23 protein-coding genes are annotated in these 24,982 nt (G+C 63.6%); 8 read left to right on the forward strand and 15 right to left on the reverse strand.

The window, feature by feature from the left end:
- Positions 1–1,482, reverse strand: a complete 1,482-nt coding sequence (locus ACW7G3_RS07620; protein ID WP_456982081.1) for an ArnT family glycosyltransferase — start codon at positions 1,480–1,482, stop codon at positions 1–3.
- A 135-nt stretch (positions 1,483–1,617) separates the two neighbouring features.
- A complete protein-coding gene (locus tag ACW7G3_RS07625; protein ID WP_456982082.1) occupies positions 1,618–2,562 on the reverse strand; it encodes a glycosyltransferase family 2 protein in 945 nt (314 codons plus the stop codon).
- Positions 2,563–2,740: 178 nt separating this feature from the next.
- Between ACW7G3_RS07625 and ACW7G3_RS07630 the strand changes: the two genes are divergently transcribed.
- Entirely contained in the window at positions 2,741–4,030 is a 1,290-nt protein-coding gene (locus ACW7G3_RS07630) for a polysaccharide pyruvyl transferase family protein (RefSeq protein ID WP_456982083.1), read from the forward strand.
- A complete protein-coding gene (locus tag ACW7G3_RS07635) occupies positions 4,023–4,925 on the forward strand; it encodes a lysylphosphatidylglycerol synthase domain-containing protein (RefSeq protein WP_456982084.1) in 903 nt (300 codons plus the stop codon). Before ACW7G3_RS07630 ends, ACW7G3_RS07635 begins: the two co-directional genes overlap by 8 nt.
- A 24-nt stretch (positions 4,926–4,949) precedes the next feature.
- On the opposite strand, the gene ACW7G3_RS07640 is transcribed toward ACW7G3_RS07635, so the two are convergent.
- The 3 genes from ACW7G3_RS07640 to ACW7G3_RS07650 are packed head-to-tail and all read right to left on the reverse strand — an operon-like array spanning position 4,950 to position 7,773.
- Positions 4,950–6,050 carry a nitroreductase family protein gene (locus ACW7G3_RS07640; protein ID WP_456982085.1) on the reverse strand — a complete coding sequence of 367 codons (1,101 nt, stop codon included), beginning with the start codon at positions 6,048–6,050 and terminating at the stop codon, positions 4,950–4,952.
- Positions 6,051–6,085: 35 nt separating this feature from the next.
- Entirely contained in the window at positions 6,086–7,027 is a 942-nt protein-coding gene (locus ACW7G3_RS07645; RefSeq protein WP_456982087.1) for an electron transfer flavoprotein subunit alpha/FixB family protein, read from the reverse strand.
- Positions 7,027–7,773, reverse strand: a complete 747-nt coding sequence (locus tag ACW7G3_RS07650) for an electron transfer flavoprotein subunit beta/FixA family protein (protein WP_456982088.1) — start codon at positions 7,771–7,773, stop codon at positions 7,027–7,029. The genes ACW7G3_RS07645 and ACW7G3_RS07650 overlap by 1 nt, the downstream gene beginning before the upstream one ends.
- 249 nt (positions 7,774–8,022) lie before the next feature.
- Between ACW7G3_RS07650 and ACW7G3_RS07655 the strand changes: the two genes are divergently transcribed.
- The 4 genes from ACW7G3_RS07655 (at position 8,023) to ACW7G3_RS07670 (ending at position 12,270) form a co-directional block, all read left to right on the forward strand.
- Positions 8,023–8,775, forward strand: a complete 753-nt coding sequence (locus ACW7G3_RS07655; protein WP_456982089.1) for a CoA transferase subunit A — start codon at positions 8,023–8,025, stop codon at positions 8,773–8,775.
- An 11-nt stretch (positions 8,776–8,786) separates the two neighbouring features.
- A complete protein-coding gene (locus tag ACW7G3_RS07660; protein WP_456982090.1) occupies positions 8,787–9,413 on the forward strand; it encodes a CoA transferase subunit B in 627 nt (208 codons plus the stop codon).
- Between the two features lie 106 nt (positions 9,414–9,519).
- Positions 9,520–10,869 (forward strand): UDP-glucose dehydrogenase family protein, encoded by a 1,350-nt coding sequence (locus tag ACW7G3_RS07665; protein ID WP_456982092.1) that lies wholly within the window; start codon positions 9,520–9,522, stop codon positions 10,867–10,869.
- A gap of 162 nt (positions 10,870–11,031) precedes the next feature.
- A complete protein-coding gene (locus ACW7G3_RS07670) occupies positions 11,032–12,270 on the forward strand; it encodes a glycosyltransferase family 2 protein (RefSeq protein ID WP_456982094.1) in 1,239 nt (412 codons plus the stop codon).
- Between the two features lie 6 nt (positions 12,271–12,276).
- On the opposite strand, the gene rfbD is transcribed toward ACW7G3_RS07670, so the two are convergent.
- The 8 genes from rfbD to metF form a co-directional block, all read right to left on the reverse strand.
- Positions 12,277–13,176, reverse strand: a complete 900-nt coding sequence (rfbD, locus tag ACW7G3_RS07675) for a dTDP-4-dehydrorhamnose reductase (protein WP_456982096.1) — start codon at positions 13,174–13,176, stop codon at positions 12,277–12,279.
- Positions 13,173–13,739 (reverse strand): dTDP-4-dehydrorhamnose 3,5-epimerase, encoded by a 567-nt coding sequence (rfbC, locus tag ACW7G3_RS07680; RefSeq protein ID WP_456982098.1) that lies wholly within the window; start codon positions 13,737–13,739, stop codon positions 13,173–13,175. Before rfbC ends, rfbD begins: the two co-directional genes overlap by 4 nt.
- Entirely contained in the window at positions 13,736–14,626 is an 891-nt protein-coding gene (gene rfbA / locus ACW7G3_RS07685; RefSeq protein ID WP_456982399.1) for a glucose-1-phosphate thymidylyltransferase RfbA, read from the reverse strand. Before rfbA ends, rfbC begins: the two co-directional genes overlap by 4 nt.
- Positions 14,626–15,687, reverse strand: coding sequence for a dTDP-glucose 4,6-dehydratase (gene rfbB, locus ACW7G3_RS07690; RefSeq protein ID WP_456982100.1), 1,062 nt, complete (start codon positions 15,685–15,687; stop codon positions 14,626–14,628). Before rfbB ends, rfbA begins: the two co-directional genes overlap by 1 nt.
- Before the next feature lie 145 nt (positions 15,688–15,832).
- The gene (locus ACW7G3_RS07695) at positions 15,833–17,467 is read right to left on the reverse strand and encodes a 4Fe-4S dicluster domain-containing protein (protein WP_456982102.1); all 1,635 of its coding nucleotides are present in this window, start codon (positions 17,465–17,467) and stop codon (positions 15,833–15,835) included.
- A 252-nt stretch (positions 17,468–17,719) separates the two neighbouring features.
- On the reverse strand, positions 17,720–18,637 hold the full coding sequence (locus ACW7G3_RS07700) for a branched-chain amino acid transaminase (protein ID WP_456982400.1): 918 nt from the start codon (positions 18,635–18,637) through the stop codon (positions 17,720–17,722).
- Between the two features lie 181 nt (positions 18,638–18,818).
- Positions 18,819–19,412 carry a DUF4124 domain-containing protein gene (locus tag ACW7G3_RS07705; protein ID WP_456982103.1) on the reverse strand — a complete coding sequence of 198 codons (594 nt, stop codon included), beginning with the start codon at positions 19,410–19,412 and terminating at the stop codon, positions 18,819–18,821.
- 219 nt (positions 19,413–19,631) lie between these two features.
- A complete protein-coding gene (gene metF, locus ACW7G3_RS07710) occupies positions 19,632–20,462 on the reverse strand; it encodes a methylenetetrahydrofolate reductase [NAD(P)H] (protein ID WP_456982105.1) in 831 nt (276 codons plus the stop codon).
- 236 nt (positions 20,463–20,698) lie between these two features.
- Between metF and ACW7G3_RS07715 the strand changes: the two genes are divergently transcribed.
- Both ACW7G3_RS07715 and ACW7G3_RS07720 read left to right on the forward strand, forming a co-directional pair.
- Complete coding sequence (locus ACW7G3_RS07715; RefSeq protein WP_456982107.1) at positions 20,699–21,256, forward strand: DUF3228 family protein; 558 nt, start codon at positions 20,699–20,701, stop codon at positions 21,254–21,256.
- A 71-nt stretch (positions 21,257–21,327) separates the two neighbouring features.
- Positions 21,328–22,260, forward strand: a complete 933-nt coding sequence (locus ACW7G3_RS07720; protein WP_456982108.1) for a M14 family metallopeptidase — start codon at positions 21,328–21,330, stop codon at positions 22,258–22,260.
- A 106-nt stretch (positions 22,261–22,366) separates the two neighbouring features.
- Here the strand turns inward: ACW7G3_RS07720 and ACW7G3_RS07725 are convergent, their stop codons facing one another.
- Both ACW7G3_RS07725 and ahcY read right to left on the reverse strand, forming a co-directional pair.
- The gene (locus ACW7G3_RS07725) at positions 22,367–23,329 is read right to left on the reverse strand and encodes a siderophore ABC transporter substrate-binding protein (RefSeq protein WP_456982110.1); all 963 of its coding nucleotides are present in this window, start codon (positions 23,327–23,329) and stop codon (positions 22,367–22,369) included.
- A gap of 154 nt (positions 23,330–23,483) precedes the next feature.
- Positions 23,484–24,977: an adenosylhomocysteinase gene (gene ahcY, locus ACW7G3_RS07730; RefSeq protein ID WP_456982111.1), complete on the reverse strand. Its 1,494-nt coding sequence runs from the start codon at positions 24,975–24,977 to the stop codon at positions 23,484–23,486.
- Positions 24,978–24,982 lie beyond the last annotated feature (5 nt).

The following is a 24,982-nucleotide window of genomic DNA, read 5'->3' on the forward strand; positions in this document are numbered from 1 at the left end:
TCATAGTTGTCCGTACAGGGCGAATACCTGCCGTAGGTAGAAGCCATCGGCAAACAGCATGGCGATGACGGCCCCACCAAGGATTACCTGACTCGCTAAGCGCTTCCGGAACGGCCATAGCAGCGCGAGCAGCAAAAACGGCATCACCGGGTAGAGGTAACGACCGTGGGTGGCGCGCAGCGTGCCGGCGAATATGGCCCACAGATGTTCGTAATAGACGAATGCGAAGAACAGTACACATAGCGCCGAGGTGGCGAGTAGCCAGCCCATACCATCGGCCGCGATGAAGCGGCGGCCATTGGAAACCGCCGTGAAAACGAGCGCGGCGAACAGTAATAGGCACAGCCAGCCTGCCAGCTGCGTCAACGGCAGGGTCCAGCACGCCCAGGCGATCAACGCGAGTGCCAGCCCGATCGCCGCAGACTTCCATGGTGACCCGAGCCACGATACGAAGGGTTTGACCAGAATCGCGAGTGCCGTTACACCGAAGAATGCCAAGAAGTAACGGGCCATTAGGCCATTGGCTTGGATCCACTTCAGCGCCCCATTCTCGGAGCCATTCCAACCTACCAGTGCGATGAGGTGGAGCAAGGTATGCTGCCAAAATGGGAAGTTGAGCATCAGTTCGAAAAAGCCGATCGGAACCAAGTTTCTGTCGTAGATCTCCCCTGTGTCCGGAAATATCTGTCCGACAGTGGTAAGGTTGTGCACTACCCATAGGCATATCGGGGTGAACATCACCAGCCACAACACGACGGTTCGATAGAGCCACTGGTGGCGACCCAACGTCTTGCGTTGACGCCACAAGCGCCAAGCCAGGGCGAAGAATAGTGGGACCGCCATAGCTAGCGCGGTCAGCTTGGTGACAGTACATAGTGCGATCAACGCACCGGCGTATAGCAGATGCCGAAACTTGTCCTCGTGAAGCCACTGGACGCACCAATAAGCGCCCCAGGCAGCCGTACACGCCACCATGGTGTCGTGACTGACGCCGGTACTAAGGTGGGTGAACATCGGCGTGGCAGCGAGGAAGATCGCACCTGCCAGCCCCAGTTCATCCCGCCCGGTGGCACGCGCCAGAAAGAGAGCAAGTCCGAGGATCGTTAAGGCGCCGAACAATCCGCCGAGCATGCGCGCGGAGCGGACCCGCTGCTCGAAGTCGAACCCGGCGGCTTGTGCTGCCAGAACGACTGGGGCCTCCGCCACATAGAACATCGGTGGATGCTGCGCGATCCAATTCATGCCGGGTTTCGCATGCGAGCCCTTCCAGGACTTGGTGACGTCCTTGCTCATCCGCGCCTCACCAATAACCGGCCAGGTTCCCTGTGTGATGTCCTCCACGTAGGAGTAGTGACCGGATTCGTCCGGAATATCCCACAGCGGGGTCACCAGCCACGCGTAAGCCACGAATTTGATTAGGAAGATCAGCGCAACCAAGGCAGCGACCGGGAGGATTCGTGACGGTGCTGCCGATTGCATCATCGGAGTCTCCTAGGTGATTGTTGGCTGACGGATGCGATAGCTCAGAAAAACGGCAAGAATAGCTGCCGCTCTAACCTAAAAAATAGGGGCAGCAAGCCAGAAGACAGGGCTCGCCATCGGCGGAACAAATGACGGTCACTTTCTCGACAGATCAAGTCGCCGCATGTGCAGGCTGACTCGCTCCAACAGTTTTCGATTGGTGGCAATCAGGTCGCCGATCAAACCCATCATGTAGAGCAGTACTCCGAGGGTAATGAACAGCGACGCAAAAATAACCGACTGTACATGGCCCTCGCCGGAGCCTTGCAGGTAGTAGAAGACAAAGCGCAGGCCGGTAGCAAGGCCGATTGCCATGAAAACAGAACCGATATAAACAAACAGCGCCAGCGGCCGGTAGATCACAAATACCCGAATGATTGTCAGCAACGAGCGCTTAACGTAACTCGGAATGCTTTTGACTAAGCGGGATGGACGCAGATCGGCATTGGTACGTACCGGGACCGAAGCAATCCGCAGGTTGCTCTGGCCAGCCTGGATAATGGTTTCCAATGTATAGGTATAGGCGTTGAAAACGTTCAGTCGCAGCGCGGTTTCGCGTGATATTGCACGAAATCCGCTCGGTGCATCTTCGACTTCGGTCTTGCTGGCCACGCGGACGGCCCAGCTACCTAAGTGCTGCAGCTTTTTTTTCACCCATGAAAAATGCTCGGTCTCGCTAATGGGCCGCGTGCCGATCACCATGTCGGCCTCGCCGGCAAGAACCGGGGCGGTGAGTTTAGGTATGTCGGAACCTTCGTACTGATTGTCGGCATCAGTATTGACGATCACATCAGCACCCAGTCGCAGGCATTCACTCAGACCGGTCATAAAAGCTGCTGCCAAACCGCGATTGATTGGATGGCGAATTACGTGATCTGCCCCTAGCTCCTTTGCCAGTGCGCCGGTGCCGTCGGTCGAGCCATCATCGATGATCAACCATTCGACCGTATCAAAGCCGTGCACCTGTCGCGGCAACGCACCCAGTGCGATGGCGAGGGTGCCCGACTCGTTCAAGCAGGGAACCTGGATGATGAGCTTCATGTTGACGTGAGTCCTAGATTAAGCCAGTTCCGGGCGCAGCCCTTTACTCTATCACGATGCCCCTACTAAAGTGCATCCGCCGGTAGCAGCGCCGTGCAGACAGACAGTTTGTTCCCGTAACTGCTAAACTCTCGCGCCGCGCACGCACGCGCAGGCAACTGGCTAACGAGGAGTGTTCGTGGAACCAAAGGTATTTTCCATCATCGCGGCCACCTGCTACGGCAACAGGGGCGCCCAGGCCATGCTGGAGACCGTAATAGGGCGGCTGTCGGACGCCAGCCCTGGCCTGCGATTCCACGTTTTCACCTACTACCCCGACGACGATCGTCGGATCGTCGATGATCCACGGGTTAGCCTGCATAGCTCCACGCCGCTGGCATTGGTCGCTTGGTTGCTGCCATGGGCCTTGCTCTTCGGTGTGTTGCGCCGGGTATTTGGTCATCGGATTCTAGCCTTGGCCCCGGTTGCGATCCGCGCGCTGGGCAACTCCACTGCCTTGGTCGACCTTGCTGGGGTTGCGTTCATCGACGGCCGCGAAAAATTCCTGCCATTCAACACGCTGACCCTGCTACCGGCTTGGCTGTTGGGGACGCGAGTGGTGAAGATGCCGCAGGCAATGGGGCCGTTTGACCGCCCGGTCAATCGACTGTTTGCCCGATTGGTGTTGCCGATGTGCCGCATGGTCTGGGCGCGTGGCGGGCGCACCTTTGAGCACCTCGCGCAGTCTGGCTTCTCCGGTGTACGTTTTGCGCAAGCCGATGACATCGCATTCAACTTTCATGAAGCTTGGAGCCTCACGCACGAAGGCGATGCCCCGCTGAGGAAGCTGTTCGAGCGATTGGATGTACTGCGCAATGGGAAGGAGGTACGGGGCGTCGTCGGCATCTGTCCCAGCGCGGTGGTAGCCGTCAAATCTCGACAAGAGGGCGGTCAGTACGAGTCCGTACTTGGAGAACTGGTTTGCGACCTGAGCGCGAAAGGATTCATTGTGGTGCTGTTTCCGAATGCCACGCGGGATGTCGCCGGAGATGCAGAGCGCAACAACGATCTCCCTCTTATCCGTCGGATTCTTGACGATTGCCTGCGAGCGAACATCGAGCAGGCACCGTTGATCCTGGATTTCGATGTCAATGCGGCGGGGATCAAGTGCCTCATCGCACAGATGGACATCGTATTGGTATCACGGTTCCATGCGATGGTCGGGGCCCTGTCACTTGGGGTTCCGGCTGCGGTGCTCGGCTGGAGCCACAAATATGCTGAGGTCATGGCGCGCTTCGGCATGGACGCCAATGTCATGGATTACCAACAGCTCAGTCCACACGAACTTCGGGCGGCTGTGGAGCGGGTGTTCGAGCAACGCGCGGAGATGCATTCGAGGATCATGGAACAGCTGCCGGCCGTGAAGGCGAGCGCGGAACGTCCGATTCTCGCGCTGTTGACGCCGTCGCTGGGCGCCGACCTTGCGTAAGCGCCTGGTTTCCCTTGCCAAATGGGCTTGGGTCGCCTGCGTCGTGGCCGCAGCCGGCGTGCTTGTCTATCGCTCCCGGGCGGACATCGTCGAGATGTTGCGGCATGTCTCGCCAGTCTTGTTAGCTGCCAGCGTGTTCGTGACAGTGCTCGCCAAAGGCTTGCTGGCCGAGAACGCTCGTATTGCAGCGGGCCGAAATGGCATACCACTCGATTTCGTGACTGCGGCACGGCTGTATAACCTGAGTCAGCTCGGAAAGTACCTGCCCGGCTCGATCTGGCAGTTTGTCGGGCGTGCCGCGGCGTACCGTGCCCGAGGCGCAGGTTACGGCCCGATTCGTGACGCGCTTCTTGTCGAGAGCCTCTGGATCGTCGCAGGCGCGGCGCTGGTTGGGGTGCTGCTGACCGGTCCGCGAGTAACCGACATCGTGTTGGATAGCCTGACCCCCGCGCTCGCTTGGTGGCTGGGTATCGGGATTCTCGCGGTGATGCTCGGGATGGTCGTGCTCGTAGTCTGGAAGCGTCACGTAGCCAAGCACTACATGCGCCTGGCGTTGCCATCGGGAAGGGTCATTCTGACGCAGGCCGGGATATGGGCGATGCTGGGAGTTGCATTCTGGATGCTTGCCCGGGCATGTGATCTGGATATCTCGCTGATATTTGCGACCGGCTTGTTCGCCGCCGGCTACGCAGTAGGATTCATGGTTCCCTTCGCACCCGCCGGGCTCGGAGTGCGAGACGGAATACTGACCTTGGGTTTGCTGCCCTATCTGCCTGCCGGGGAGGCGTTGGTGGTTACCATCCTGGCCCGAGTGGTCTATCTATTGGTTGATGTCGGCCTTGTTCTAGTGCAGGAGCCGATCCTGACGATGCTGGAAGCTCGCAGGCAACGGTAACTGACCGAGGTCGACGGCCGGAAATCAGTGTCTCCGGCCCAGATCGTTGTAGCGACGAATCACGTCGAGCGATTTCTTTTCCGAGAACGCTACCAGCCCTTCTGGGTCTGGATAGCCAATAGCGATAAGCATGATGACGCGCTCGTCGACATCGAGATCGAGGGTTGCTTGCATCTTTCTCTCGAGCGGTTCGAAATCCGGCCAATTGATGACGCTCGACGCCAGTCCCAAGGTTTCCAACGCGAGCATGAACGGCATACATGCCAACGCGCTGTCGACATAGATTACATGCCGGTCGCGGGGGCTGAAGTAGTGGTTGAGGCGTCCGACGACAACCGCCACGGTCGGGATCTGATGTGAGTAGCCGGCGGATCCGAATGGAATGGTAGCGACCTGCTTCACCATCGCAGGATCGTCGAAGATGCGGAACTCATATGGCAAACGGTTGCAGGCGGACGGTGATTGACGGCCGACGAGCAATGCCTGGTCGATCAGTTCCCTGGGAACTGATCGTTGCTCGAACCAGCGCACCGAGCGGCGTTGTTGCGCGAGCTTCAACAGATCCTCGTAACGGGTGTCGCTCTTGGTGCCGTGGGCGCGCGCGTAAGGGATCCTGCGATTGTCTTCCGGCCGGAAGATACTGTTGGTGGCTTCAAAACGGGCTTGTGCTTGAGCCACGACCGGGTGTGCCGCGTCAACGATGGACAAGTAGTCGTTGAGAACGCCATACGCCCAAATGAGTTCGCCGTCATCCGCGGCATTGCCCGCAGATGACTGCGCAATTGCCCCTTCGTAGAATTCGATGGTTTCGATGAGATAGTCCAGCGCGAAAACACTGCGCCGGGGCCGCATTAAAATTCCCTTCTCCAGCCGGTGAATGTTCCGCCGTAGCTCGGTTCTCGACAGTCGCGCCTTGTTGAGGTTTCGATAATAGTCGCGGCGACCCCGAAGTACCGCGAATTGCTCGCGGTTGAATGAGGGAATACTGAGGATGCTATAGATCAGCGACGTCAGCCGGTTCGCCGCGAGGATCTCAAGAACAAGTCGCAACACGACTTCATAGGATCGTCGGATCCAGACGATGGCAAGCAGGTTCTTCGCGACTGTTTTGAGCAAGTTGAGCATGCTATTTCCGGATGCCGCAGGGTGACGGTGCCGAGTCAAGCAAGAGCATCTTCAAGCTCCGGAAGAACCTTGAACAGATCCCCTACCAGACCAATGTCCGCAATCTCGAAGATCGGCGCATCGCCATCCTTGTTGATCGCCACGATCGTCCCCGCGTCCTTGATCCCCGTCAGATGCTGGATCGCGCCGCTGATGCCGATCGCGACATAAAGCTCCGGTGCGATGATCTTGCCGGTCTGGCCGACCTGCATCTCGTTGGGGCAATAGCCAGCATCAACCGCCGCGCGCGAGGCACCGACGGCGGCGCCGAGCTTGTCGGCGAAGTCGTAGATGATCTTGAAGTTGTCTTCCGAGCCGACGCCGCGGCCGCCGGAGACCACGCGCTTGGCGCTCTGCAGGTCGGGGCGGTCCGAGCTGCCGGCGGCCAGCTCGATGAAGCGGGTGTGGCCGGGCAGGGCGACGTCGACCGACGCGGCTTCCACTGCGGCATTACCGCCCTTGGCCGCTTCCGACCAGGACGCCGTGCGGATGGTCGCAACGACCGTGTCGGCGGCAGGTGCCTCGACCGTAATGATCGCGTTGCCGGCATAGATCGGGCGCTTGAACACGTGGCTGGACTCGACTTCCATCACGTCGGAGATCTGGGCCACGCCGAGCAGGGCGGCCACGCACGGCATCAGGTCCTTGCCGAAGGTGGTCGATGGGCCGAAAACATGGGTGTAGCCGTCAGCGAGTTTGGCCACCTGCGGCGCCAGTACCTGGGCGATCGGCTGCGCGTTGGCGACATTGGCGACCGTCAACACCCGGGTGACACCGGCGATCGCGGCAGCCTGGGTGGCAGCCGTGGCCGGGTCGGCGGCCAGGACGACGATGTCGATCGCGTCCGGCGACAGCGCCTGGGCGGCGGTCACGCACTTCGCGGTGGCCGCATTCAACGCGCCGTCGTGATGCTCGGCGACAATCAGTACCTTGGCCATTACAGCAACCCCTTCGACTTGAGTGCAGCGACCAGCTCGGCCGCATCCTTGACCATCACGCCCTTGCTGCGCTGGGCCGGCGGGGCGTAATGGGTGGTTTTGAGCCCATTGCCCGCTTCGATACCCAGATCGGCGAACGCGATGGTCTCCATCGGTTTGCTCTTGGCCTTCATGATGTCGGGCAGCTTGATGAAGCGCGGCTCGTTCAGGCGCAGGTCGGTGGTGACCACGGCAGGTAGATCAACCTCCAGCGTCTCCAGGCCGGCATCAACCTCGCGGGTGACTGTCGCCTTGCCGCTTTCGATCACCAGCTTGCTGGCGAAGGTGGCCTGCGGGCGGCCCCAGATGGTGGCCAACATCTGGCCGGTCTGGTTGGCGTCGTCGTCGATGGCCTGCTTGCCCAAAATCACCAGGTCAGGCTGTTCCTTCTCGATCAGCTTGAGGAACGCTCGGGCAGCGGTGAGCGGCTGGATCTCCTCGTCGGCGACCACGTGGATGGCGCGGTTGGCACCCATGGCCAAGCCGTTTCGCAGGTGTGACTGGGCGTTGGCGGGGGCGATGGTGGCTACCACCACCTCGGTGGCGGTGCCGGCATCACGCAGGCGCAGGGCCTCTTCCAGTGCAATTTCATCAAAAGGGTTGGGCGAGAGCTTCACGCCCTCGGTGACCACGCCGGAGGCGTCCGGCTTGACCTGGATGCGGACATTGAAGTCCACCACGCGCTTGTAGCCGACGAGGATTTTCATCGATCGGGGGTTCCTTAGACGTTGCCGGGCTGCCAGTGGGCTGCCGGAAGGGGGAGATTCCCGCGATTTTACCGGGCAGCGGCGCAGGATGCGAACCACCCTGGCGTCAGGTGCACGCATTCGTCGCGTCGGTCTTCCAGTCGGCTGCCAGCAGCAGGGTCGTGGCGGCGCAATACTACCCCTTCGTCCGATAGGCGCCGCCTGGGCGCACGGTACACTTGTACGCAGGCATTCTCCGAGGACTGCACGATGGTTGAGGCGACAGCCGTAGCCGGCGATACCGCCGCTACGAAGAGCAATCCCAGGGACAAGGTTTTCCCGGATGCGCATGCGGCACTTGCCGACGTGGTGGCCGATGGACAGACCTTGGCGGTTGGAGGATTCGGCCTTTGCGGTATCCCCGAAGCCCTGATCGCCGCGCTGCGCGATTCAGGCGTGAAGGATCTCACCGCGATTTCCAACAACGCCGGCGTGGACGGCTTCGGCCTCGGCCAGCTGCTGGAAACGCGGCAGATCAAAAAGATGATTTCCTCCTACGTGGGCGAGAACAAGGAATTCGAACGCCAGTTTCTGGGTGGCGAGCTCGAACTGGAGTTCAACCCGCAGGGCACCCTGGCCGAGCGCCTGCGCGCCGGTGGGGCGGGCATTCCGGCGTTCTTCACCGCCACCGGCTACGGCACCGTGGTGGCCGAGGGCAAGGAGACGCGCGAGTTCGACGGCAAGCACTACGTGATGGAAACCGCACTCACTGCCGATATCGCGTTGGTGAAGGCGTGGAAGGCCGACCGCTCCGGCAACCTGGTGTTCCGCAAGACCGCACGCAACTTCAACCCGGCCTGTGCGATGGCCGGCAAGGTCTGCGTGGTCGAGGTGGAAGAGATCGTGGATACCGGAGAGCTCGACCCGGATCATGTGCACCTGCCGGGCATCTTTGTGGACCGTATCGTCCACAACCCCACCCCCGAAAAGCGGATCGAGCAGCGCACCGTGCGCGCCGACTGAAGGAGAACGACATGGCCTGGACCCGTGACCAGATGGCGCAGCGCGCCGCACAGGAACTGACCGACGGCGCCTATGTGAACCTCGGCATCGGCCTGCCGACGATGGTGGCCAACCACATCCCCGACGGCGTCGACGTGTGGCTGCAGTCGGAAAACGGCCTGCTCGGCATTGGCCCGTTTCCGACCGAAGAAGAAGTGGACGCCGACCTGATCAACGCCGGCAAGCAGACCGTCACCGCCCGCCAGGGTGCCAGCTACTTCGGCAGCCACGATTCGTTCGGCATGATCCGCGGCGGCCACATCGACCTGGCGATCCTGGGCGCGATGCAGGTGACCGACAAGGGCGACCTGGCCAACTGGATGGTGCCCGGCAAGATGGTCAAGGGCATGGGCGGCGCCATGGACCTGGTGGCCGGCGTCAAGCGGGTGGTGGTGCTGATGGAGCACGTGACCCGCGACGGCGACCACAAGATCCTGCCCGAATGCACCCTGCCCCTGACCGGCGTGGGCGTGGTCAGCCGCATCATCACCGACCTGGGCGTGCTGGATGTCACCGACGAGGGTCTCAAGCTGGTCGAACTCGCCCCCGGAGTCACCGAAGACGAGCTGCGGGAGAAGACCGGTGTCCCGGTGTCGTAGGCCGGTTGTAGTGCAGCATCCGTGGCCAGTGTGGCAGCTGTGTAAGCGGAACATTCCCGTTCCGGGCTAAAATGCACGGTTATCGATCCAGGCCACAGGGAAGCCAATGAAAGTCGCTATTTTCGGGACCGGATACGTCGGTCTTGTCACCGGAACCTGCCTCGCGGAGATTGGCCACGATGTCATCTGCGTCGATGTCGATGCAGCAAAGATCGAAAGCCTGGGACAGGGCATTTTGCCCATCTATGAGCCTGGGCTTGAGCCCCTGGTCGTATCCAACCACGCCGCTGGCCGGCTGCACTTCACTACGGATGGCCCGGCCGCAATCTCGAACAGCGGGCTGATCTTCATTGCAGTCGGCACGCCACCGGACGAGGACGGCAGCGCAGACCTGCAATATGTGCTGGCGGTTGCCCGCACCATCGGGCGCCACCTCCAAGGTCCGGCGGTCGTGGTGAACAAATCCACGGTGCCGGTTGGTACGGCCGCACGAGTGGATGCCGCGATTGCCGCAGAACTGGAAGCGCGCGGCGTGGACATCGACTTCGAGGTCGTTTCCAACCCGGAGTTCCTCAAGGAAGGTGCAGCGGTCGAGGACTGCATGCACCCGGACCGCATCGTGATCGGTGCGCGCTCCCGGAACGCAGTCGAGACCCTCAAGAAACTTTATGCGCCCTTCGTGCGCAACCACGAGCGCTTCGTGGTCATGGATGTCCGATCCGCTGAGCTGACCAAGTATGCGGCGAACGCGATGCTCGCCACCAAGATCAGCTTCATGAACGAGGTCGCCAACATCGCCGAACGCGTCGGGGCTGATGTCGAAATGGTGCGCAAGGGAATTGGCTCTGACCCCAGGATCGGATGGCACTTCATCTATCCGGGGGCCGGCTACGGTGGCTCCTGCTTCCCCAAGGACGTGCAGGCGCTGATCCGCACCGCCAGGGAAGTCAGCCACGAGCCGGAACTGCTGGACGCGGTGGAAGCAGTCAACGAGCGACAGAAGAAACATGTTTTCGAGCTGATCCAGCGCCATTACGGTGGCAGCGTCGCCGGCAAGACGTTCGCGTTGTGGGGGCTTGCATTCAAGGCGAACACTGACGACATGCGGGCTGCTTCAAGCCGTACCCTCATGGCCCAGCTATGGGAGGCCGGGGCGCTGGTTCGCGCTTACGATCCCGAGGCACACAGGGAAGCCGCCCGGATCTATGGTGACCGCGATGGCCTGGTGCTCTGTAACTCGGCGGAGGAGGCGCTGGAGGGAGCCGACGCCCTGGTGGCGATCACCGAATGGCGGGAATTCCGCAGTCCCCGATTCCCCGAGCTACGCGACAAGCTGGCGGACAGGGTGCTGTTCGACGCGCGCAATATGTACGATCCGGAAGAGGTTGAAGCTGCGGGCATCGCGCATTACGGGATTGGCAGGGGACGATCCGTGGCCACGTTGGCTGCGGGCTGACCCGCGCGTCGCCGATCAATGCAGGACACGAACGTCCGCGCGCTGTTGCGACATTTCCGGGCCACCGGCTCGCACTCTCCGGCGGCGCTCTTCAGGGCGGCGCGATCATTTTGGTCTGCGAGGATGGAGCAACGGGCCCGGACGCCCGGACCGGGGCGCTGGTTGCTCGCAAGCGAAACGGATCTGGATGAGTGGCGCAACCCCGAAGCGCCACTCGTTTCCGTCGTGGTTCCGGTCTTCAACCAGATCCAGATGACGCTGCAATGTCTGCGTGCCGTCCTGGGCGCAACCGAGAATCCAGCGCTCTTGGAACTGGTGGTTGTCGACGACGCATCCACGGAGCCTGGCGTCGATCGGCTCCGGACGCATCCGGGCATTACCTGCCATACCAACCCCGAAAACGTGGGATTCGTCGGCTCCTGCAACAAGGGGGCAAGCCTTGCACGCGGCCGCTACCTGGTGTTCATCAATAGCGACACGCTGGTGACGCCCGGATGGCTCGAGCCGCTGCTTGCCAGGCTGGAAGAGCCCGGCATCGACTTGGTCGGAGCCCGTTTACAGTATCCGGATGGTCGCCTGCAGGAGGCGGGCGGACTGGTGTTCGCGGATGGGAGCGGATGGAACTATGGCCGTGGCGGCCTTGCTGAGGATCCGCGCTACTTGACCCGGCGAGATGTTCATTATTGCTCCGGCGCGGTGATGGCGCTGACCCGCGAACGTTTTCATGATCTCGACGGCTTCGACCCGTTGTTCGCACCTGGGTACTACGAGGACACTGATCTTGCCATGAGGGTACGGGCGTCAGGGGCGCGGGTTGTCTATGAGCCGGGTTCAATGGTGGTGCACATGGAAGGGATGAGCGCCGGAACCGACGTGAAGCGTGGCATGAAATCGGCACAGGTCGTCAACCGGCACAAGTTCCACAAGCGTTGGCAGCAGACCTTGCATGAACAGCATCCGGCACCTGGGACTGATGTCGATCTCGCGATCCGCCAAGCCGGTGCTGGGTGGATCGTGGCGAGTGCAAGCAACGTGCCCGACAGAAAGTTCCTGGAAACTCTGGAGTCGCTGGCTGATCATGGATGCGCCGTGGACTTCTTCCCGGGCGCTGCTCTCCCTGAGGAGCGGATCCTGGAAATGCGTGGTCGCGGCGTGACGATATGGTCTCCGGCTTGGAGGGCCACCGGACGCTGGTTGCTCACGCGAAATGGGACGGCGGTGCAGGCTGTTGTGACCGACGGCAGCCCATCGTCAGAGGCGTGGATGCGACTGGTAGGTGTCGATCTTCCCGCCGCGCGGAAACTCCGGTTGGCCTCAGGAAAAAGTCACCCCGCGAAATCCCCGCGAGGTTGGTCTTCAGTGAGTGGCGCTGAAGATATCCTGGTGCTGCTTGGTGGCTGACCGGGCTCAGCCAGCCAACTCGCCCATCACTTGGAGCAAGCCGTCACGCCAGTCCGGCAGCTGGATGCCGAAATCCCGCGCCAGTTTGCCGGTGTCGAGCCGCGAATAGGCGGGCCGCCGTGCCGGGGTGGGATACTCCGCGCTGGTGATAGGAAGCGTGGAGGGTGCACGCTCCAGCATTCCGGATTGCACCGCTGCTTCAAAAATGGCTTCGGCAAACCCGTGCCAGGAAGTCTCGCCGCCAGCGACGAGGTTCCAAGTGCCGCTCTTTTCTCCGCGACGCGTCAGGACCAGCGCGGTGGCCTGCGCAATCCAGGCAGCCGGGGTAGGGGACCCGAACTGGTCGGCCACCACCCGCAACTCTTGACGCTCCGCGCCCAGGCGCAGCATGCTGCGCAGGAAATTGTGTCCGCGCGAGCCGTAGACCCACGCAGTACGGAAGATCAGATGACGGCAGCCGCTGTCACGAATTGCCTCCTCGCCGGCCAGTTTGCTGGAGCCATACACGCCAAGCGGGGCCGTGGGATCATCTTCGCGCCAGGGTCTGCTGGAATCGCCCGGGAACACGTAATCCGTTGAATAGTGGACCAGCGGGATCCCCCGGTCGGCGCAGGCGCGCGCGAGCGTACCCACTGATTCCGCATTGGCGCGATGAGCCGCTTCCGGCTCGCTTTCCGCCTTGTCGACCGCCGTGTACGCGGCGGCGTTGACCACGATGTCGGGGTTGATCCGTTCGACGAGTGCCGGGAGGCTGCCGGGCCGGTCGAGGTCAGCCTTTTCGCATGCCGCGTTGCTGCCGGGCAGCGTTCCGCTGCGCGTTGTTGGCACGATCTCCCCGTGTGCAACCAGGCTGCGGTGCAGAGCGAAGCCGACCTGTCCGTTGGCGCCAAGCAGGAGGATCCTCATGCGTCCGCGACCGAGTAGACGGGCAGGCGAGCGCTGGCAACTTCGGCGAGGCGTGGAGCTTTTGCGTCCTTTGCGGAAAGGGAAGGATTGGCGACGGGCCAATCGATCCCTATGGCCGGGTCGTCCCAGGCGATGCCTGCATCGGCGTCGGCGTCATAGGGTGCGGTGCACAGGTAGGTGAACAACGCCGTTTCGCTGGTGACCACAAAGCCGTGGGCGAAGCCTTCCGGGATCCAGAACTGCCGCTTGTTTTCCGCCGACAAGACCACCGCAGTCCACTGCCCGAAGTGGGGCGAACCGCGCCGGATGTCCACGGCCACGTCGTATACCTCGCCTTCCAGTACGCTGACCAGCTTGCCCTGCGGATTCGGCCACTGGTAATGGAGGCCACGCAGCACGCCGCGGGCGGAGCGCGACAGGTTGGACTGGACAAATTCGGGTCCGACGCCGGACGCCGCGTACCGGTCGCGGTTCCAGCTTTCCATGAAGAAGCCGCGGTCGTCGCCGAAGACCTTGGGCTCGATCACCAGACAGCCCGGAAGTGACGTTTCAATGATCTTCATACGTCCTGTCGACCGTGTCGCGGCAGTTCAGCCAGATACTGGCCATATCCGTTCTTGAGCAGAGGCTCAGCCAGCTTCATCAGCTGCTCGGTATCGATCCAACGCTGCTGCCAGGCGATTTCCTCCGGGCAGCAGATGCGCATGCCTTGTCGGGCCTCGATGGTCTCGATGAACGCGGAAGCCTGCATCAGGGACTGGTGGGTGCCCGTGTCGAGCCACGCTGTGCCGCGCCCCAAAGGCTCCATGTGCAGCAAGCCCTCGTTGAGGTATTCGCGGTTCAGGTCGGTGATTTCGAGTTCCCCGCGTGCCGACGGTTTCAGGTTGGCGGCCCGCTCGCACACGGTGTCATCGTAGAAGTACAGGCCGGTCACGGCGTAGTTCGACCGCGGCTCATCCGGCTTTTCCTCGATGCTGATCACTTTGCCGGACGCGTCGAGTTCGGCGACGCCATAACGCTCCGGATCGCTGACATGGTAGCCGAATACGGTCGCACCACTGGTGCGGGCGTGGGCGCGGCGCAGGGTGTCGGTGAGGCCGTGGCCGTAGAAGATGTTGTCACCCAGTACCAGGCAGCTTGGATTGCCGGAGAGGAAGTCACGGCCAATGGTGAAGGCTTGGGCGAGCCCGTCCGGGCTCGGCTGCACCGCGTATTGCAGTTCCATTCCCCACTGCGAACCGTCGCCCAGCAGGCGTTTAAACAGTTCCTGTTCGTGGGGCGTGTTGATGATCAGGACTTCACGGATCCCGGCCAGCATCAGCACGCTCAGCGGGTAATAGATCATCGGCTTGTCGTATACCGGCAGCAGTTGCTTGCTGATGGCCTGGGTGACAGGCCACAGCCGGGTGCCGGAGCCTCCTGCGAGGATGATTCCTTTGCGCGCCATGATCAGACCTCCTCACCGAGCCGTTCGAGGCGATAGTCGCCGTCCAGAATCCGCTGGGTCCAGTGGGTATTGGCCAGATACCAGTCGACCGTGGCCGCAATGCCTTCTTCGAAGCTTGTCGCCGGGGACCAGCCGAGTTCGCTGCGAATTTTGCCGGCGTCGATGGCGTAACGGCGGTCGTGGCCTGGACGATCACGGACGTAAGTGATCTGGCTGGCGCGCGGTTGGCCGTCCTCGCGAGGGCGTCGCTCATCAAGCAGCCGGCAGATCGTCTCCACCACCTCGATGTTCTGTTTTTCGGCATTGCCGCCAACGTTGTAGACCTCGCCAATGCGGCCGGTCTCGAGTACTCGGGCAATGGCACTGCAGTGGTCCTTCACGAACAACCAGTCGCGCACGTTCTTCCCGTCCCCGTAGATCGGCAGCGGTTCGCCGGCCACGGCCTTGGCGATAACCAGCGGTATGAGCTTCTCCGGGAACTGGTAGGGCCCATAGTTGTTGGAGCAGTTGGTGGTCAGCACCGGCAGCCCGTAGGTGTGGTGGAAAGCGCGGACAAGATGGTCGGACGCGGCCTTGGACGCTGAGTAAGGCGAATTCGGCTGGTAGGGAGTGGTCTCGGTGAACAGGCCGGTTTCGCCCAGGGAGCCGTAGACTTCGTCTGTGGAGACATGCAGGAAGCGGAAGGCGTCCTTGCGCTCCTGCGGAAGCTCGCGCCAGTAGTCGCGTGCACATTCCAACAGGGCCAGCGTGCCCACCACGTTGGTCTGGATGAACTCGGCGGGGCCATCGATCGAACGGTCGACGTGACTCTCGGCGGCAAAGTTCAGGATCGCGTCCGGCTGGTGCTCGGCTAACAGCCGTGACACCAGTTCACGATCTCCAATGTCGCCCTCGACGAAGATGTGCCCAGGATTGCCTTTGAGGGATTCCAGCGTGTCCAGGTTCCCTGCGTAGGTCAGCAGGTCGAGGTTGATGACCTTGACACCAGCCACGACCGCGTCCTGCACGAAATTTCCGCCGATGAAGCCGGCGCCGCCGGTCACGAACCAAGTTTTTCTATCCATGTAATTGGGGCCTATTGAAGATCTGGAAGTTTGCCACTGCCAACGATGGCAGGGCGATCAAGATTGTAGCGGTGGCAGCAGGGTAGGGCACCCCGAAGGCCCGTGACCAGCTCAGACGCGGCATCAGCAATTCGCCAGTGCGCCCCTACAGGTTCTGGTAGTTGGGGCCGGCGCCGCCTTCCGGCGTGACCCAGGTGATGATCTCGTACGGGTCCTTGATGTCGCAGGTCTTGCAGTGCACGCAGTTGGCGGCGTTGATCTGCAGGCGCTTGCCGTGCTTTGCCTCCGCGTCCTCGACGATCTCGTACACACTCGCCGGGCAGAAGCGGGTGCAGGGGTTGTTGTATTCCACCGCGCAGCGGGTCACGCAGATTTCCGGGTCGTGCACGATCAGGTGCACGGGCTGGTCTTCGTCGTGGTCGGTGGCGGCGAAGTACACGCCGGCCAAGCGGTCGCGCGGGGCGAGTTCGCGCTGTACCAGCCAGTGGCGGTCGGGCGCTTCGTATTCGTCCACTTTCTCAAGTGACGACCAGTCCGGCGTCACCTTCATCGTCCACGGCGAGAGGCCGCCGGTCGCGGTTTCCCAGGCGGCGTTGGCCAGGCCCAGCCACATGCCCTTCTTGAAGCCGGGCTTGACGTTGCGGACCTTGCGCAGCTCCTTCATTGCCGCCGAGTCGCGCAGTTTGGCGTCATAGCCTTCCGGCGTCAGCGCGTTGCCGGCCAAGTGCTCGGCGGCCAGCATGCCGCTGCGGATGGCCTGGTGGGTGCCCTTGATCTTGGGCACGTTGAGCAGGCCGGCGGTGTCGCCGATCAGCAGCGCGCCGGGCATGTCCACCGTGGGCACCGACTGCCAGCCGCCGGTGGCGATGGCGCGGGCGCCCGCCGAGAGGATGCTGCCGCCTTCCAGCAGCGGCTTGACCATCGGGTGGTGCTTGAATTGCTGGAACGCTTCCCAGGGCTTGTAATTCGGATCCTTGTAATCCAGCCCGGTGACATACCCGATCGCCACCTGGTTGTTTTCCAGGTGGTAGATGAAGCTGCCGCCGTAGGTGTGGCTGTCGGCCGGCCAGCCGAGAGTGTGCACGATCTTCCCTGGCGTGGTGCGGCCTTCGGGCAGTTGCCACAGCTCCTTGAGGCCGATCGAGTAGGCCTGCGGGTCGTGGCCCTCGTCCAGCTTGAAGCGCTTGACCAGCCGCTTGGTCAGGTGCCCGCGCGCGCCTTCGGCCAGCACGGTCACCTTGGCGTGGATATCGATGCCCTGGGTGTAGCCGGGCTTGTGCGATCCGTCCTTGGCAATGCCCATGTCACCGATGCGCACGCCCAGCACCTTGCCGGCGTCGTCGTGCAGGGTTTCGGCGGCGGCGAAGCCGGGGAACACGTCCACGCCCAGCGCCTCCGCCTGCGGCGCCAGCCACGCGCACATGGCACCGAGCGAGACGATGAAGTTGCCGTGGTTGTTCATGCCCGGCGGGATGAAGGGCGCCTTGCGGCCGCCGTCCTTGGTCAGCAGCCAGAATTCATCTTCCTTCGCCGGCACGCAGATCGGCGGCGGGTTGTCGCGCCAGCCGGGCAGCAGGGCGTCCAGCGGCTCGGGTTCGATCACCGCGCCGGACAGGATATGCGCGCCGATGGTGCTGGATTTCTCGATCACGCAGACGTTGATCTCCGGATCCAGCTGCTTGAGCCGGATCGCGAACGCCAGCCCCGCGGGCCCGGCGCCCACTGTGACTACGTCATATTCCATCACGTCGCGTTCGGCGGTTTCTGCAGGCTGGTTCATGCTCTCTTCCCGGATTTCATCCACCCGATTGTCGCGGGTTTGTTGCAGCCCCGGCAAATCCGCGTGTCACGCGATGCTGATCGTTCCATTGTAGGAGCGCGCCATGCGCGCGAAGCCGCGTGACGATTGGCTATGGGGGGCGGCGTCGGTGGGTGTGTCGCGGCCGAAGCCCCCCGGCACAGATTGAATTCACGCGGCTTCGCGCGCGCGGCGCGCTCCTACCGGGGGTTCGGGTCGTTCCGGATGGATGCGTCAAACCATCTCCAGCCAGCCGTGTTTGTCGGGGGTGGTGCTGTTGAACAGGCCGAAGAACAGCTCCTGCAGGCGTCGGGTCACCGGGCCGGGCTTGCCGGCGCCCACCTGGCGCCCGTCCACCGAGCGGATCGGGGTGATCTCGGCGGCGGTGCCACACATGAACAGCTCGTCGCACAGGTACAGGTATTCGCGCGGCAGGTCGCGCTCCACCACTTCGATGCCGTTGGCCCGGGCCAGGGTGATCAGCGAGTGCCGGGTCAGGCCGTTGAGCAGGGCCGCGCTGACCGGGGTGGTGTGCAGGGCGCCGTCGAACACCAGGAACAGGTTCTCGCCCGCGCCCTCGCTCAGCAGGCCGGTGGAGGCCAGGGCAATGCCCTCGCCAAAGCCCAGCCGCCGTGCTTCACGCGCGACCAGCTGGCCGGACAGATAGTTGCCGCCCGCCTTGGCGCCTGCGGGGATCGTGTTCGGCGCGAAGCGCTGCCAGCTGGAGACGCAGGCGTCGATGCCCGCTTCCAGCACGTCCTCACCGAGATAGGCGCCCATCTGCCACGTGGCCACCGCCGCTTCAACCGGGGTATCGGCGGACAGCCCGAACCCGCCCAGGCCGCGCCAGGCCACCGGCCGCAGATAGGCCGAGGTGAAGCCATTGCGGGTAATCACCTCGCGGCAGGCGGCATTGAGCTCATCCACCGTGTAGGGGATATCGATTTCGTGGATCTTCGCCGACTGGAACAGCCGCCGGTTGTGGTCGGTCAGGCGAAAGATCGCCGGCCCGTTCGGCGTGTTGTAACTGCGGATGCCTTCAAACACCGACGAGCCGTAGTGCAGCGCGTGGGCCATCACGTGGGTGGTCGCTTCGGCCCAGCGCTTGATGCTGCCGTTGTGCCAGATCCATTCGGGGTATTGCATGGGCAATTCCGTCGTCAAAGGGAAGGTTCGCAGTTTGCCAGAAGCCATCCCAGCCCCCCTGTAGGAGCGCGCCATGCGCGCGAAGCCGCGTGACACCTGGCGAAGCCGTGAGGCACCGGTTACGACGACCCATCCGAAGCTTTCCCGCGAAACACGATTCACGCGGTTTCGCGCGCATGGCGCGCTCCTACAGTGAGACCCACCAGCAGTCGAGGTGCTGGCGCAGGGTGAAGGTGGTTCGCAGCGGGACGGAGCTGTCGCCGGCCAGCTGGTGCACGCGCAGCGCCACGGGCGGCGCACGTACGGCCGGGGCGGGCGCGGCATTACGTACCTGCAGGGTGCTGGCGAAGGTGGCACTGATGCCGGGCTGCTGGGCGGCCACCACCGGTCTGGCGGCGCGTATGGCGACGATATCCACCACCGGGTTGCGGACAATCCGGTCCAGCCGGTCCATGAGCCCGTGGCCGCCGCGGGTTGAGGTGCCCGGCCAGTGGTACACGCCGGCCAGGCGGTTCACATCGCCGGCGTCGATGGCCGCGGTCATCTCACGGATCAGCTGGTGGATGCTGCGCGCGCAGCCGCGGTAGCGGTTCTGGCTGGCGGCGGCGGTGCGATCGCGCGGCAGCCGTTCCACCGCGCCCATCTGGCTGCAATCGCGGTCGGTGTAGATTGATGTGCCATCGGGTGCGGTGCAGCGGTTGATCTGCGCCTGTGCCGGCCGCGGCAGCGCCAGCGTGGCAATCGCGAAAAGGAGCAGCGTTGGGAGGCAGGCCCGGATCATCCGGCCAGACTACCGCGGGCGTCCTGCGCCGGGAAGCCAGGGCGCCCGGGCCAGCGATCAGAAGATACCGCCTGTAGGAGCGCGCTATGCGCGCGAAACCGCGTGAATCATGTTTCGCGGCAAGGCGTCGGCCGGTTCGTCGTATCCGGGGCTGCGCGGCGGGGCCAGATGTCACGCGGCTTCGCGCGCGTGGCGCGCTCCTACAGTTGTCGACAGGTGTCAGGCGATCCCGACCCGCTGCAGCACGGTCTGCGTCGGCCTGGCCAGGTTGAGCGTGTAGAAATGCAGGCCGGGAGCGCCGCCGTCGATCAAGCGCTGGCACAGGGCCGCCACCACGTCAGCGCCGAAATCGCGGATCGAAGCGGCATCATCGGCATAGGCCAGCATCTTGCGGGTGATCCAGCGCGGGATCTCGGCCCCGCAGGACTGCGAGAACCGGCGCAGCTGGGAGAAGTTCGAGATTGGCATGATCCCCGGGATGATCGGCACCTCGACCCCGGCATCGCGCGCTGCATCCACGAAGTGGAAATAGGCATCGGCGTTGTAGAAATACTGGGTGATGGCCGCATCCGCTCCCGCATCCACCTTGGCCTTGAAGTAGTGCAGATCGGCCAGCGCGTCTTCCGCTTCGGGGTGGGTCTCCGGATAGCAACCCACTTCGATGCGGAAATGATCGCCCGCGGTCTCGCGGATGAACTCCACCAGCTCGGCGGCGTAGCGCATGTCGCCGATGCGGCCCATGCCGGAGGGCAGGTCGCCGCGCAGGGCCACCAGCCGGCGGCAGCCGATGGCCCGGTACAGGCGCAGCAGGTCGCGGATTTCCTCGCGGGTACCGCCCACGCACGACAGGTGCGGCGCCGCGTCCATGCCGTACTCCTGGTGCAGGTGGCGCACGGTCTCCGGCGTGTAGCGCAGGGTGGAGCCACCGGCGCCGAAGGTGCAGGACACGTACTCGGGGCTGTGCGCTGTCAGCCTGCGCACGGTACGGCCAAGCTGGGCCTGCTGGTCTTCGTTCTTTGGCGGATAGAACTCGAAGCTGATCGGGGTCATTGCTTGCAGTCGCTCGGGTGACGCAAAATCATATCTCTTTATCGCGATGGATGTGAAGATCCATCGGGTGTCCCCGGTAGGAGCGCGCCATGCGCGCGAAGCCGCGTGACGTTGATCCCCGCGGTGGGGCGCCGGATGTGTCGCTCCGACCGAAGCTCACCCGCGAGCCGCAATTCACGCGGCTTCGCGCGCATGGCGCGCTCCTACAGCATGGGAGGGATCGCTAGACTGGGGGAATGACCATCATCCTGACTCCCTTCGCCCGCGCCCGCCTGTTTCCCGACCAGGGCCGTGGCAACACCATCCAGGACTGCAGCCCGCAGGAGTTCCAGCAGCACCTCAACACGCAGCCGCCGCTGAAGGTGCTCGACGGCTATGCGCCGTTCTGCAAGCTGCACGTGTATCGCAACTGGACATCCACCCGCTGCCTGACCGTGCCCATCACCGATGACAACCGGCACCTGCTGCGCTCGGCCTACGAGGCACGCTCGAAGGCTGAGCTGCCGGTGCTGGTGCGCTGGTTCGAAGGCGTGGAGCCGCCGGTGGCCGGTTACTTCGTGGTGATCCTCTACAGCGCGGAGCAGCTGGCCAAAGAAGGCGTGCCGATCGACGGCGAATGGGGCGTGGTGGGCTGCCTCTACACCGCCGAGCCGGCAGAGATTCCGATGGCTCCGATCACCATGATGCGCAATGCGCTGGGCGTGGAGGAGGGTGGCTCCGGCGTGCCGATGGACCGGGGCGCCTACCGCCGGGCCGTCGACTTCTGGAACAACAATGCCAACTGGCGTCCCTGACTCTTTACCCCTGGCCCGGTAGGAGGGCGCTGTTACAGTCGCAGGGGTTCTTCGCACTTGCAGGATTGATGATGTCCAACACCGCACCCTTCTATCCCATTGGCACCCCCGGCCAGCCTTGGGGCGATACCGAGCGCACGCTGTGGAAATCGCGCCAGCAGCGCCAGCGCAGCCACCACGACGATGTGGTTTTGGCGGTTGAAAAGCTGGCCGGAGCCTGGAACGTGGAGGAGTACGGCGTTCTGGAATACGACGGTCGTCGCTACCCGCTGCTGGCACTCAAAAGCCGCGACTGGGATGACGCGCTGCCGGTGATGCTGGTCACCGGAGGCGTGCACGGCTACGAGACCAGCGGCGTGCACGGTGCGCTGCAGTTTGCGGCCGATCACGGCCAGGACTACGCCGGTCGGGCCAATCTGGTGGTGGTGCCCTGTGTGAGTCCGTGGGGCTACGAACACTTCCAGCGTTGGAACCCGGCCGCGGTCGACCCCAACCGCTCCTTCTTCCCCGACAGCCCGGCTCCCGAATCAGCCGCGCTGCAGCGCCTGGTGGCGTCGCTTCCGGGCAAGGTGGTGATGCATATCGACCTGCACGAAACCACCGATACCGACGAGTCGGAGTTCCGTCCGGCCCTGGCCGCGCGCGATGGCAACCCATTCGAACCCGGCACCATTCCCGATGGCTTCTATCTGGTGGATGACAGCGCAAATCCGCAGCCGGACTTCCAGCGGGCGGTGATTGCGGCGGTGGAGCAGGTCACCCACATCGCCCCGGCGGATCCGGACGGAACCATCATCGGCTCTCCGATGGTGGCGCCCGGGGTCATCAACTACGCGGTCAAGGCCTTGGGCCTGTGCGCCAGCGTGGGCGACGCCGGCTACGTCACCACCACCGAGGTCTATCCCGACAGTGCTTCTGCCACTGGGCAAGAGTGCAATGCCGCCCAGATCGCCGCCGTGCGGGCGGCCATTGACTACGCGCTCGCGCATCCGCTGCAGGGCTGAAATCCGCCGGGATCCCAGTCCCATCCCTGTAGAAGCAGACGGCCCCCATCAGGGGGCCGTTGCCGTGAGACAGGATTTACGCGGGCTGGGGAATTCCGCTTTCAGCTCAGCGGGCGTGCTCAAGCTCCTGCAGGAACTGTTCCAGCGTCTCGCGCAGCACCGTATGACTGCCCGCGGACAGGTACCAGCCGGCCGGATCCAGCCGGAACACCCGGCCGGCCTGCCAGGCGGAGGTGGTCGTCACCGCCTCGATCTCCGACAGGTCGGTGGCTTCGCCGCCGCCGGTGGCCGGGCCTCGATCCAATACCACCAGCCAATCGGGGTCAGCCTGCATTGCTTCGGTCAGCGCCTGTGCCTGGGCGGCGCGGGCCGCCTCGGCCTCCGGGCTGCCGGGCTTGGGCCGCGCGCTGCGGGTATCGGCAGTGCGCACCCATGGAGCATCCAGCGCGGGCAGGGTGGAGGCCAGGCCCAGTGCATCCAGCGGGGTGCCGAAGCGGGCGCCCGGGGCGTGGGGCGAAGCGTTGCCGTTCAGCGCAAACAGCATCACCGCGTGCTGGCCTTCCGCCCGCGCAGTCACCTGATCGCGCAGTTCCCGCAGCTCGGCGGCCAGCGTGGCTGCCTGCGCCTCGCGGTTGTACAGCCGGCCCATTGATTCGATCCCGGCCAGCACGTCGTTGAAGAAATTGTCGGTGGACGGAGTCAGGTCCAGGGTCGGCGCGATCTCCGCCAGCGCATCGTACGAAGGAGCCGAACGGTCGCCGACGATGATCAGGTCCGGTGCCAGTGCACGCACCGCCTCCAGGTCGGGTTCAAACAGCGTGCCCACCTTGGCGTAGCGCGCGTCCGCGTACTGGGCCAGGTGTCCGGCGAAATTGGCATCGGGAACCGCCGTCACCTCCACCCCCAGCGCATGCAGGTTGTCCAGCGCTGCCAGATCAAACACCACCGTGCGCGCCGGGGCTTCCGCCACCGTGGTCACGCCCTGGGCGTGCTTGATGGCAATCGATTCGGCGTGCAGTGGAGCGGCCACGGCCAGCAGGGCGGCAAGAACGAGGGGGATGGATCGCATGAAAGCTCCGAAGGCGTCGCCGATAGTGGCTGGCGAATGTTAATGAGAGTTGTTCTCACCAGCAAGGGTGGGGCACACAATGAAAAACGGGCGCCCGAAGGCGCCCGTCGTATCGCTGAGCCGCCCGCCCCTGATGGGGCGAGGGCAGGCCGGATCAGTAGCGGTAGTGCTCGGCCTTGAACGGACCTTCCACCGGTACGCCGATGTAGTCGGCCTGGTCCTTGCTGAGCGTGGTCAGCTTCACGCCGATCTTCTCAAGGTGCAGGCGGGCCACTTCCTCGTCCAGGTGCTTGGGCAGAATGTAGACCTTGTTCTCGTAGCTGTCGCGGTTCGCCCACAGCTCGATCTGGGCCAGGGTCTGGTTGGCGAACGAGTTGGACATCACGAAGCTCGGATGGCCGGTGGCGCAGCCCAGGTTCACCAGCCGGCCCTCGGCCAGCAGGAAGATGCTGTTGCCGCCGGCGAAGGTGTACTTGTCCACCTGCGGCTTGATGTTGACGTGTGTCAGGCCCTGTATCGCCTGCAGCTTTTCGACCTGGATCTCGTTGTCGAAGTGGCCGATGTTGCACACGATCGCCTGGTCCTTCATCGCCTTCATGTGCTCTACGGTGATGATGTCCTTGTTGCCGGTGGTGGTGACATAGATGTCGGCGCGGCCCAGGGTGTCCTCGAGCGTGGTGACTTCAAAGCCTTCCATCGCCGCCTGCAGCGCGCAGATCGGATCGATCTCGGTGACGATCACGCGCGAGCCATAGGCGCGCAGCGAGGCTGCACAGCCCTTGCCCACGTCGCCGTAGCCGCAGACCACCGCCACCTTGCCGGCCAGCATCACGTCCAGCGCGCGCTTGAGGCCGTCGGCCAGCGACTCGCGGCAGCCGTAGAGGTTGTCGAACTTGCTCTTGGTGACCGAGTCGTTGACGTTGATCGCCGGCACCAGCAGCTTGTCCTGCTGGGCCAGCTGGTAGAGGCGGTTGACGCCGGTGGTGGTCTCTTCCGACACGCCCTTCCAGTCGCGGACCACGGTGGTCCAGAAGCCCGGGCGTTCGGCCGCCACACGCTTGAGCAGGTTCTTGATCACCCGCTCCTCGTGGCTGGCGGCCGGGCTGTTGACGAACGATTCGTCGCCCTGCTCCAGCTCGTAGCCCTTGTGGATCAGCAGGGTCACGTCGCCGCCGTCGTCCACAACCATTTCAGGGCCAAGAAATTTATCTTTACCGTCAGCGCCCTTGCCGTCGGGGAAGCTCAGCGCTTCCAGGGTGCAATCCCAGTACTCCTCCAGCGTCTCGCCCTTCCAGGCGAACACCGGGGTGCCGCCTGCGGCGATCGCGGCGGCGGCGTGGTCCTGGGTGCTGAAGATGTTGCACGAGGCCCAGCGCACGTCGGCGCCGATGTCGTTCAGGGTCTCGATCAGCACCGCGGTCTGGATGGTCATGTGCAGCGAGCCGGTCACCCGCACGCCCTTGAGCGGGGCGTCGGGCGCGTGCTTGCGGCGGATCGACATCAGGCCCGGCATCTCGTGCTCGGCAATGTCGATTTCCTTGCGGCCCCAGTCGGCCAGCGAGATATCGGCAACCTTGTAGTCGCCGTCCTGGGAAAATACTCGTTCAGAGCTGGCTCGTTCCGAGCCGGTCTTCACCTGTGCGTTCATGTCTG

It is taken from the genome of Luteimonas sp. A478, from assembly GCF_054052025.1.